Here is a 10,025-nt window from a genome sequence, read left to right on the forward strand (position 1 = left end):
TTTTATTTTGAGTTGTTTCCGTTATAATGGTAAATAAATAAGAAAGCGATTATAAAATGTTCAGAGGTGACCAAGTCATGAAAGCCAGAAACGCAGTTATTGCTGCTGGGGCAGGTATTGCAGCAGGATTTTTGGTAAAACAGCAACTTGACCGCTACCAGACAATCACACCCGAAAAAGCACTGAAACGGGCAAAAGAATCATTCAAAAAGCAGGGCCCGATCAGCGGTTCTTGGATTTACATGAAACCCGAGGAAATCGAGAAAAACGGTTTGTTGTACAATGTTTACCGCGGCGGCGTCACACGTAACATCGACGGTGAAAACAAACAATACGAATTTTACATCGATGCTGACACAGGCGCCGTGATTGATTCAGCGGAAACAGCATAATCTCAGGTATATCTTAAAACTCAAAAACGGCCATCCGCTTTATACATAAAGCAGATGGCCGTTTTTTTAAAAAGATACAAAAGTATAAAATTTTGGACGATATTTTCAATGCCGAAATCGGCTAACTCGCCGATTTCTTCCAATCCGACTTCTGACCTCTGGCATCTGAAAAGACACGTCAGCGTTTTTTCTTATGATCTTTATATTCATACCGGTCCCGATCCACTTGATCAACCCGTTCACCGGATTCATCAAATTGAATCGCCCGGTAATACGCATCATGATAAAACGTGTACCATGCCCGGTTCTGATAGCCATACGCCATCCATTTTTCCTTTTGATGAACAGAAGTTACGGGATAATCGTCATAAGCAAGAGCCCATAGCTTATTCTGATGCGCATGCGTCGGCATGATGTCCGCCATATGGATCCATGTATGATCACCGTCTTCAAACAAAAGGATCGAATGCCCGTCACTGTGCCCGCCGGTGTGAATCATTTTCAGCCCGTCTGTAATGGCCAGTTCGTTTTCAAATGGCTGTACCTGCTCCTGTACCGGTTTCCAGTTCATTTCCCAATATGTATTGGCTGAACGAATATTGGGATTGCGCATTTCATCCCACTCCACCTGAGAAACGTAAATCACGGCATTTTTGAAAACAGACGCATAACCATTATCCACAGGTTTCGTCAGGCCACACGCATGGTCAAAATGTAAGTGTGTCATCAGCATAGCGTCGATATCATCTGCCCGCAGCCCCAGTTCGGCAAGCGACTTATCAATTGATGACGCCTCCTTTACGCCGAAGTTTCGAATCTGTTTGTCCGTCAATTTGCCATTCCCCATGCCGGAATCAATCAGAAAATTTTTTCCGTCCAGCTGCAGTAAAATCGGATCTGTCCGCAATTCAATCTGGTTTTTGTCATTATGTGGATACTTTTTTCCCCATAACGCTTTTGGGACAACACCAAACATGGCACCACCGTCAAGGAAATTCACACCGCCGTTCAGCCATGTCAGTTGCGCCCGTCCAATCTGTAGTGTCTCCACTCTGTCATCCTCCTTTGCCTGCAAAGTGAATAGCAGTTAAGCCGCTGCAATCTATAGGTCATTGCCCGGAAGATTAAAACAGCGTATCTTACTGCCAGTTACATGCGGGATACATTCAGTCTAGCGAATACCTTCTCTGATGTAAACGATTGCAAATTGAATTGAAAAAGAACCCAGCTATTGCGGGTCCTGGGAAAATTGAGCCCGGCAGCGGTAAATCGGCTGTCCTTTAGCTGAAAATCTCTCTTCATATTCCGTCATCACATTCTCAGGGTCTTCAATACTGTGAAGATCCAGCGTCACGTCTTTTAAAGCCAACCCAAATTGAGAAAAGCTGACGAGCGAATACTCAAACAGTCCCTGATTATCCGTTTTAAGTACGACTTCCCCATCAGGCTGTAAAATATGCCGGTATTGTTCCAGGAATGTATGGAAAGTGAGGCGCCGTTTGGCATGACGTTTTTTCGGCCACGGGTCAGAAAAGTTTAAATAAAGCGTTGAAATTTCGTTGTCAGCAAACAGCCCGTTCAGATCAGCTGCATCCACATGTAAAAGCAGTACATTATCCCGGCCAGCCTCCTTCACTTTGCTTCCGGCCATCACGATAATACTTTTGGCCAGTTCAATGCCAATAAAATTGACATCCGGATGCTGTGTCGCCATACCAGCGATAAATTGACCCTTCCCGGTCCCGATTTCCAGATGAATGGGGTTATCGTTTCCGAAATAATCCTGCCATTTCCCTTTCTTATCATACGGATTCGGGATGATCAAGTTGGTATTCTCTTTCAGAAAATCATCTGCCCACGGTTTATGTCGCTGTCGCATGATTACGTCTCCTTTATCCATAAGCATAGAATTCGTGTGATTGGTTAAAACTATCGATTGAGGTGAAGGACATGACATTGACGACCCACAATCAATTACGATTATTGTATGATATTTTAACAGAACAAACGGAGGATTGCTGTGGTGACATTTCCGAATATCAGCAAATCAAACGGCTGGTTCAGGCCATGATGGCGAACAACAGCATTCCGGATGAACAGCTTCTACAGCTTTTGCCGGAAATTTATAATTACGGACGACAGGGTGAGATCGCTCAAAATGATGAAGAACATATCTTGTCGAACAGGGAAAATATTGAAACATGGGTGAATGCTATCCAGCAGACTAACGCAGAATAGCATGACCAACGTAATCGTTCAAATTGCGTAAATCGGCCAGGCGGCTTTGTACTTTTTCCGTATCATGACGCTGCTGATGCCAGATTATATATTGCAGGGCATCCATAATCAAATACCAGTACATCCGTTCAAACAGCTGCTGATCGTTGGTTATCCCGTAATGGTCAAGCCATTCATCCCAATCTGCTTCCGGCACATACCATTTTAGTATAAAACCAAAGTCCATCGCCGGATCGGCTATCATGGCATTGTCCCAATCAATCAGATAGAGTTGGCCTTTCGTCGTCAGGATAATATTATTATGATTTAAGTCACAGTGGCATACGACCTGTGGCCGGCCACGGGTGACCGGGAGCAAACGCTGCAGGTATTTCAATGCTTCCTGGACTTCCTGATGTTCACGAATTAAACCGTCTGCCCGCAATTGGTCCGTGGCCGCTTCAAACCGGTCATCAGGTGTTACTGGCTTTTTGCCCAGACGCATTAACATATGGAGAAGTTCCGACGAGTCGTGTATTTTACGGAGCAAATCGGCCACCCGGTGATGCTGCATTTCCGCTGCTTTCAATTCTCTTCCTTCCAGCCACTCCTGGGCCGTGACCACATCACCATTTTCCATTCGCTTAGTGAACACAAGCTTCGGAACAATCCCCTCTGCTGACAGGACCGCCAGAAACGGCGAAGAATTCCGTTTTAAAAACAAACGCTGGCCGTTTTTCTCGGCAATATAGGCATCACCGGTCAACCCGCCCGCAGGCGTAATATTCCATTCTTTTCCCACTGCTTGTTGGAACCAATTCAACGGGCATACCCCAAATCATTTTATAATTCCGTTCGATACGTGCCTGTCTATAAAACAGCCAGGACACCTTTTACAGCTGGATTGACATCGATCGGTAAACCAGCAATCCCTTTTTATCGCTAAAAACAGACATGAGATTAGATTATCGGAAATTTAATATGTTTTCAACCGAAACTTATATTCGCATAATGTCTTTGTACGGTTCGGGTTTCGCGATGGTACAGGCGAACAGTATACTGTGTTGCTGCATTCAGATGATGTTTGTATAGATATCTATATTTATCCCGCATCTAATGGACAGTAACCCGCCAAAGTACGGCGAGTAACTGTCCTTAAATGTCCGATTCTGTTCGGCCTGCACGATGCAGGTCACAAAAGCGTTGCAACACGACAAGAAAATCTGCGACAGCGATACATCGCACGAAGAAAAAGTGCTTTTCTTTTTCGAGGACGTTGCGAACCTAGCCTTTGTTCCCCCACATTCAGTGGAGAAAAACGCTCCACTGAATGAAGTTTTACTTTATTTTTCCCCGTTACCGGCTGTAAATGAATCATTATCCGGTTCCCACTCCGGACGCTTCAAGGCGCTCGTCCGGCAATTTTTCAGTAAGCCTTCAGCTGCTTTGAGCTGCTGATTTTTCAGAGGGGAAATGAGGTTTCGCTTATAACTGAACCAATCGGCGTATGCTTGTCTTCCGATTAGTTTTGTATTGTAGGGTTCGTTATGAAAGACAATGTCGTTCACCGGGGCTAACACAACCTTCGTGATAGGTAAATCCAAATTGTCCCGATTAAGAACGCTTTTCACAATTTGTTCGGTTCGTTTTAAGGCAAGGGTTGGACTAAGTATCCTGGTTTCCTGTTGCGATTTGCCCCGAACCACCCATGTCCGTTCATCATCAGCCCAAATACGCGTGCCGGAAGCCTTTTCAATCATATAAATGATGTCAATACCAAGTGGGCTGATTAAAATAATTTCTCCGTCAACCGGTGCTTTTTTAACATTAAAGATGGGATAGTACATCAGTAAATATGTATCGGGAAAACGCTGAAGAAAATATTTCAGTCGAGCATCATCATAATACTGCTGTTTCACAATCGAGACATCTGTCACAGTCGAGGACGCCCATTTCAATTGCCGTGGCAACAAATCATCGAGAAAATCATGCTTTAATGCCTGTTCGGTCTTTGGCAAGGAATCTTCTTCGTCCAGTGATGCCTTTTTCGTTTGCCGGCTGCCCATCCTCAGGATTGACTTCCATTTGGAAAACATTGAAACAGGTTCCGACTGCACCATTTTTTCCGCCATGAGGTCACTTTGCCATAAATGCTGACGTTTTTTCCAATTTTCCTGTTTCATCCGGATGAATTGACCCGGATAACGATAAATATTCCACTCATACCGCGAAATATAGTCTTCCAGTTTGATGAGCTGAGCCATTTTTCAAGTCCCCTCTTCCATCAAATGATAGGCGGCTGCCGTATAATATTTCGGACTTTTCGCCGGATCAATCCGGTAAAGCACGACCTCGTTCACCGTAATTGACTGCCCTTCGGTATAGTGCTGTTTTAACGCCGACAGATCCTGTTTTCCACCGTCCCATTTTTTGGCTAACGTTATATGCGGTGAATAAGTGCGCTTTTCCTGCTGAAACCCTGCTTGCAGCGCAATATGTTCAACGGTTCGCTGTAAACCTAATAGGTCATCATTTCGCTTCACCCCTGCCCAAAGGACACGCGGTTTCGCCGGATCGCCAAACGTCCCGAGCGCCTCGGTCTGCAATGTAAAAATCCTTATCTTTTCAATTGCCTGCAGTGAATGGTGTAATGGCTTAACCTGTTCCTGAGAAACCGCGCCCAAAAACGTCAATGTTATATGCAAATCATCCGGATGTGTCCACTGTCTATACGGTAATTTTTCTTTTAATGATCGCTGCCAGCGGGCGTACTGTTCCTTCAGAAAGCCCGGCAAAGGAACCGCCAAAAAATAATGCGGCAAATTCATAAACATCCCTCATTTTTCTAGTATTTATATCGTATAATTTAATAAACGTTGTACAGTTTTTTGACAATAGCGCAAACTTTTCCTTTTATCCAAAGCAAAATAGCGGTAAAATTGAATTAACGTCACAGATGGTTGCAGCACAGAGCATGAAATCATTAGGGAGTGATTTTTTGAATCATGCAACATCTCGCATGCTGACGAGAGTAAAGGCTGTCTATCTCTATATAAGAGAACAGGGGACAGTCTCAACGCAAGAGATCGCTGAGGAATTCGGGACAACTGACCGTACGGTTCAACGGGATTTGACGATTCTGACACACAATGGGCTCGTCAAAAGTCCTAACAAGGGAAAATGGAAAATCACAAGCAAACCTGTCAATATCCCCTGATGCTGAGGATCGTTTCGCTGGCACCTGTTGTCAGCGCTTTTTTTGCCCGGCTGATCTTAAGCATGCCACTTCCGCCTCTGTCAACTCACGATGCTCCCCCGGTCGCAAATAGTCATCCAACACCAGATCACTCATCCGGATTCGCTTCAGAAAGGTCACTTTTTTCCCGACCGCTTCAAACATACGTTTGATCTGATGGAACTTCCCTTCCGTGACCGTCACGTTTACCACCGAAAAACCATCTGCTTTCAGAACCTCCAGATAGGCCGGTTTGGTGATATAGCCGTCTTCCAATTCAACACCGCGCCGGAACCGGGTAACATCCTCTTCCGTCACATGGCCCCTAATTTCAGCATAATACGTTTTCTCGACGGCTTTCTTTGGTGAAGTCAAGTGATGCCCGAGTTCGCCATCATTCGTAATCAGCAGCAGGCCTTCCGTGTCTTTATCAAGCCTGCCGACAGGAAATGGGTTAAACCGTTTATACGCATCCGGCAGAAGATCGACAACGGTTTTGCTGCGTTCATCAGCTGTCGCTGAAATATAGCCGGACGGCTTATTCAGCATGATGTAAATAAACGGCCGGTAATGCACATGTTCATCATTAACATAAACGCTATCATGCTCGGGATCAATCTGCAAACCGCTGTCTTTAATTTGTTGGCCGTTAACGGTCACTTTCTTCTTTTTAATCAACGCTTTGACCTCTTTTCTGCTCCCATGACCCGTATTGGCCAGCAATTTATCAAGACGCATACATATCCTCCATTCACCTGTGAAATAGTCGGTCCAATACACGTACCCGGTCACCTAAAATCCGTTCAAGCAATGTTGACTGATAACTGAACCATAAATAAACACCACCGCCAATAACTACGCCAACAATCAACATGATGACAGCTGCCCCGCGTGTTGCTTCATAATCCAAAAACAACCCGATTAAGGCTTTGCTTATCGCAATGGTGATCACCATGAAAACAGAGAAAATACATATAAGCAAAAAGCGTTTGAACGTCTGTCTGTACGAGAACTGGATGGCTGATTTAATCCGCCATAAATTGAGCGCTACTGCTGTTCCCGCTGCCAGTCCTGTTCCAAAAATGGCACCCTTGGCACCGAATATGTGGATAAGCTGGATATTGAATAATACTTTGATTAGCACGCCGCCTGATAAACTGATGACAGCAAATTGCTGCTGGTTGATGCCCTGCAAAATAGCAGATGTCACGGTGAACAGCGCAAGCATTAATGCAACCGGCGCATACCATGCCAGGAGCGTTCCTGTATAGTCAATCTCTTTCATGCCAAATAAGGCACCATATGCCTCATGCGATAACGTCGACAGACCCACAACGGCCGGGATAACGAGAACAAGCACAATTTGTAGTGCCTGGTTAATCTGCTGGTTCAGTAAAGGGCGGTCACCCTGTGTAAATGTTTGTGTAATGGCAGGGATAATCGCCAGCGACATCCCAGTCGCTATGGTTACCGGAATGATAACCAATTTATGCCCATAATAAATAATCGCCGAGTAAGCCATATCGAACAAGTCCTTTTGGTCAATCGCCGTCATGGCCCGTTCGATGGTAAACTGATCTACCAGCTGGTATAACGGAATGGCCACACCAACCAGTATAAATGGCCCGGCATAACGGAACAGCTCAGCAAATAAGGCCTTTGTCGGTATGTCATGTGATGTCCGTTGCCGTTCAATATTGCTTTGGATGTAAGCCTTGCGCTTACGCCAATAGACAATTAATACGGCACAGGATGCCAGTGCACCGATAAAAGCGGCAAATGTCGCAAAGCTCACCGCTGTCACAATTGTTCCATCCAAAAGGTTCACCACGGTGAATGCGGCAATTAATATAAAGCCGATTCGTACAATCTGTTCCACAACCTGTGAAACGGCAGTAGGGCCCATCGACTGATAGCCCTGAAAAAATCCGCGCACAATACTCATGGAAGGAATAATCAATAACGCAAAGCTGACCATACGTATTACCAGCGTCACATCATCGACCGCAATATTGCCGGTATCCTCATCAGTTATCGTGAACTCTGCAAGCCTTTCAGCACCGATAAATAATCCCAGAAACGCGAGAAGCCCTGTCACAGCCATAAACGTGATACCGGCCTTAAACATCCGCATGCCTGTCTTATAATCCCCTAAGGCATTATATTTAGAAACAAACTTCGAAACCGCCAGTGGAACGCCAACGGTGGAAAGACTAATTAAAATACTGTAAGGTGTATAAGCAAACGAAAACAGCGTCCCACCGGTTTCGCCCACCAGCTCATTAAATGGAATAACATATATCATGCCCAGAAATTTTGATAAAAATGTTGCACCTGTAAGCAGCAACGTACCTCTGACAATATTCGACATTATTTCACCTGCATCTGGTTAAAAATCACATACAAATGTCATTTTACCATAGATCCCATACATACGTGATAGGAAACTAAACGTTGATTCTTTTTAAGGTGTTTAAAACGTGATATGCTATGAAGAAGCGAAAGGAATGAAGATTATTGACTTATGATGTCGTTGTCATCGGCGGCGGACCATCCGGGTTGATGGCCTCCATCGCTGCTGCTGAAAATGATGCTAAAACCCTGTTACTGGAAAAGGGGAAAAAACTTGGCAAAAAGCTGGCCATTTCCGGTGGCGGTCGCTGTAACGTCACAAACCGGCTGCCTGCGGAAGACGTGATCAAACATATTCCCGGAAATGGCAAATTTTTATATAGTCCATTTGCTGTTTTTAACAATTACGATATTATCGATTTTTTTGAAGGCATGGGCGTTCAACTTAAAGAAGAGGATCACGGACGGATGTTTCCGGTCACCAATTCAGCCAAAACCGTTGTCAATGCATTAATCGGTAAATTGGATACGCTTGGTGTCGATGTTCGTATGAATACACCCGTAACGTCTGTTCGTTACAGTGAAAATGAGCATACCATCATTTTGGAAGATGGATCGAAACTACAAACCAAATCCGTGGTCATTGCTGTCGGCGGAAGGGCTGTTCCCCATACCGGATCAACCGGTGATGGCTATGCCTGGGCAAAAAAGGCCGGCCATACGGTTACAGAATTATACCCGACCGAAGTTGCCCTTACATCCAAAGAAGCATTTATTCAAAATAAACGTCTTCAAGGGCTGTCATTACGTGACATTTCCCTATCCGTTTTAAATAAGAAAAACAAGCCAATGATCACCCATCAGATGGACATGATATTCACACATTTTGGCATTTCCGGTCCAGCTGTTTTACGCTGCTCCCAATTCGTTGTCAAAGAACTTATGAAGGGACGCGAGAAAGTACCAATGCTGCTTGATACGGTACCTGACCGACAGGAAGAGAAACTGGTACAGTCAGCTTTAAAAGCGATGGAGGAGAACCCTAAAAAATCAATCAAAAACATTTTAAAAGGACTGGTACCAGAAAGGTTTCTGGATTATATGCTGAATTATCACGATGTTAATAACGAACATAAAGCAGCCATGATTTCCAAGGATGTCATTCGCCGCATTATCCACAACCTGAAAAATTTCCGCTTTTACGTGCATGGTTCGTTACCCCTCGATAAGGCTTTTGTTACCGGAGGCGGGGTTTCGTTAAAAGAAGTGGTTCCAAAAACATTGCAGTCCAAACAGATGCATGGTTTATATTTTTGTGGCGAAATACTGGATATTCATGGATATACCGGAGGTTACAACATAACCTCCGCTTTAGTAACCGGACGGCTTGCAGGGATGAACGCCGCCAACGAAGCCATTCACGTAACTGGCATTTGATACCTGTCATCTTTTCAGCGGTCTCATGCCAAGCTATAAATGTCCGGGAACTTATGCAGAAAGGACTGAAGCTCATGCAAAAAAATAACAACATGTGGTTGCCGCTGATTGCATCTGTTGGCGTCGGAGCAGCGACATATTACAGTATGACACGAAATAACCGAAATTTTGGCCAGGCCATGCAGCAAATGGTTCCATTTGTTTCGCAAATGAACAATGGAACAAGCAACCAGCAGAACTTTTAATGTCTCCAGAAATTTGGTAAGAACAAAATCGCTGACGCGACTAAATCACGTCCCAAGTGAGGATTAATCACTTGGGATGTTTCTCGCTCTAATCATAGTACCATTGCAGTGAGGGCAATGAAGTTCCACTTCTTCCCCTCTCTTTTT

The 10,025-nt window shown here is 44.6% G+C and carries 12 protein-coding genes; 5 read left to right on the forward strand and 7 right to left on the reverse strand.

All coding sequences use genetic code 11. From position 1 onward, the window contains the following. The first annotated feature begins 77 nt into the window (after nt 1-77). Nucleotides 78-392 (forward strand): PepSY domain-containing protein, encoded by a 315-nt coding sequence (locus ACFQ4A_RS11480; protein ID WP_382400703.1) that lies wholly within the window; start codon nt 78-80, stop codon nt 390-392. A gap of 178 nt (nt 393-570) precedes the next feature. Here the strand turns inward: ACFQ4A_RS11480 and ACFQ4A_RS11485 are convergent, their stop codons facing one another. Continuing rightward, nucleotides 571-1,443, reverse strand: coding sequence for a YtnP family quorum-quenching lactonase (locus tag ACFQ4A_RS11485; RefSeq protein WP_382400705.1), 873 nt, complete (start codon nt 1,441-1,443; stop codon nt 571-573). A 177-nt stretch (nt 1,444-1,620) separates the two neighbouring features. Continuing rightward, complete coding sequence (gene trmB, locus ACFQ4A_RS11490) at nt 1,621-2,271, reverse strand: tRNA (guanosine(46)-N7)-methyltransferase TrmB (protein WP_382400707.1); 651 nt, start codon at nt 2,269-2,271, stop codon at nt 1,621-1,623. Between the two features lie 71 nt (nt 2,272-2,342). Between trmB and ACFQ4A_RS11495 the strand changes: the two genes are divergently transcribed. After that, nucleotides 2,343-2,630, forward strand: a complete 288-nt coding sequence (locus tag ACFQ4A_RS11495; protein ID WP_382400709.1) for a YtzH-like family protein — start codon at nt 2,343-2,345, stop codon at nt 2,628-2,630. On the opposite strand, the gene ACFQ4A_RS11500 is transcribed toward ACFQ4A_RS11495, so the two are convergent. The 3 genes from ACFQ4A_RS11500 to thpR form a co-directional block, all read right to left on the reverse strand. Further along, nucleotides 2,617-3,432: a phosphotransferase gene (locus ACFQ4A_RS11500; RefSeq protein ID WP_382400711.1), complete on the reverse strand. Its 816-nt coding sequence runs from the start codon at nt 3,430-3,432 to the stop codon at nt 2,617-2,619. The two genes, ACFQ4A_RS11495 and ACFQ4A_RS11500, sit on opposite strands and share 14 nt — an antisense overlap. A gap of 520 nt (nt 3,433-3,952) precedes the next feature. After that, complete coding sequence (locus ACFQ4A_RS11505) at nt 3,953-4,873, reverse strand: NERD domain-containing protein (protein WP_382400713.1); 921 nt, start codon at nt 4,871-4,873, stop codon at nt 3,953-3,955. A gap of 3 nt (nt 4,874-4,876) precedes the next feature. Beyond that, complete coding sequence (gene thpR / locus ACFQ4A_RS11510) at nt 4,877-5,437, reverse strand: RNA 2',3'-cyclic phosphodiesterase (protein WP_382400715.1); 561 nt, start codon at nt 5,435-5,437, stop codon at nt 4,877-4,879. A gap of 146 nt (nt 5,438-5,583) precedes the next feature. On the opposite strand from thpR, the gene ACFQ4A_RS11515 reads away from it, so the two are divergent. Next, a complete protein-coding gene (locus tag ACFQ4A_RS11515) occupies nt 5,584-5,826 on the forward strand; it encodes a DeoR family transcriptional regulator (RefSeq protein WP_382400717.1) in 243 nt (80 codons plus the stop codon). Between the two features lie 30 nt (nt 5,827-5,856). Here the strand turns inward: ACFQ4A_RS11515 and ACFQ4A_RS11520 are convergent, their stop codons facing one another. Then, a complete protein-coding gene (locus ACFQ4A_RS11520; protein ID WP_382400719.1) occupies nt 5,857-6,582 on the reverse strand; it encodes a pseudouridine synthase in 726 nt (241 codons plus the stop codon). Nucleotides 6,583-6,595: 13 nt separating this feature from the next. After that, nucleotides 6,596-8,215, reverse strand: a complete 1,620-nt coding sequence (locus ACFQ4A_RS11525) for a putative polysaccharide biosynthesis protein (protein WP_382400721.1) — start codon at nt 8,213-8,215, stop codon at nt 6,596-6,598. 146 nt (nt 8,216-8,361) lie between these two features. Between ACFQ4A_RS11525 and ACFQ4A_RS11530 the strand changes: the two genes are divergently transcribed. Beyond that, on the forward strand, nt 8,362-9,633 hold the full coding sequence (locus tag ACFQ4A_RS11530; RefSeq protein WP_382400723.1) for a BaiN/RdsA family NAD(P)/FAD-dependent oxidoreductase: 1,272 nt from the start codon (nt 8,362-8,364) through the stop codon (nt 9,631-9,633). A gap of 74 nt (nt 9,634-9,707) precedes the next feature. Next, nucleotides 9,708-9,878 (forward strand): hypothetical protein, encoded by a 171-nt coding sequence (locus ACFQ4A_RS11535; protein ID WP_382400725.1) that lies wholly within the window; start codon nt 9,708-9,710, stop codon nt 9,876-9,878. Nucleotides 9,879-10,025 lie beyond the last annotated feature (147 nt).

The organism is Lentibacillus salinarum, assembly GCF_042679865.1.
GTDB lineage: Bacteria > Bacillota > Bacilli > Bacillales > Amphibacillaceae > Lentibacillus > Lentibacillus salinarum.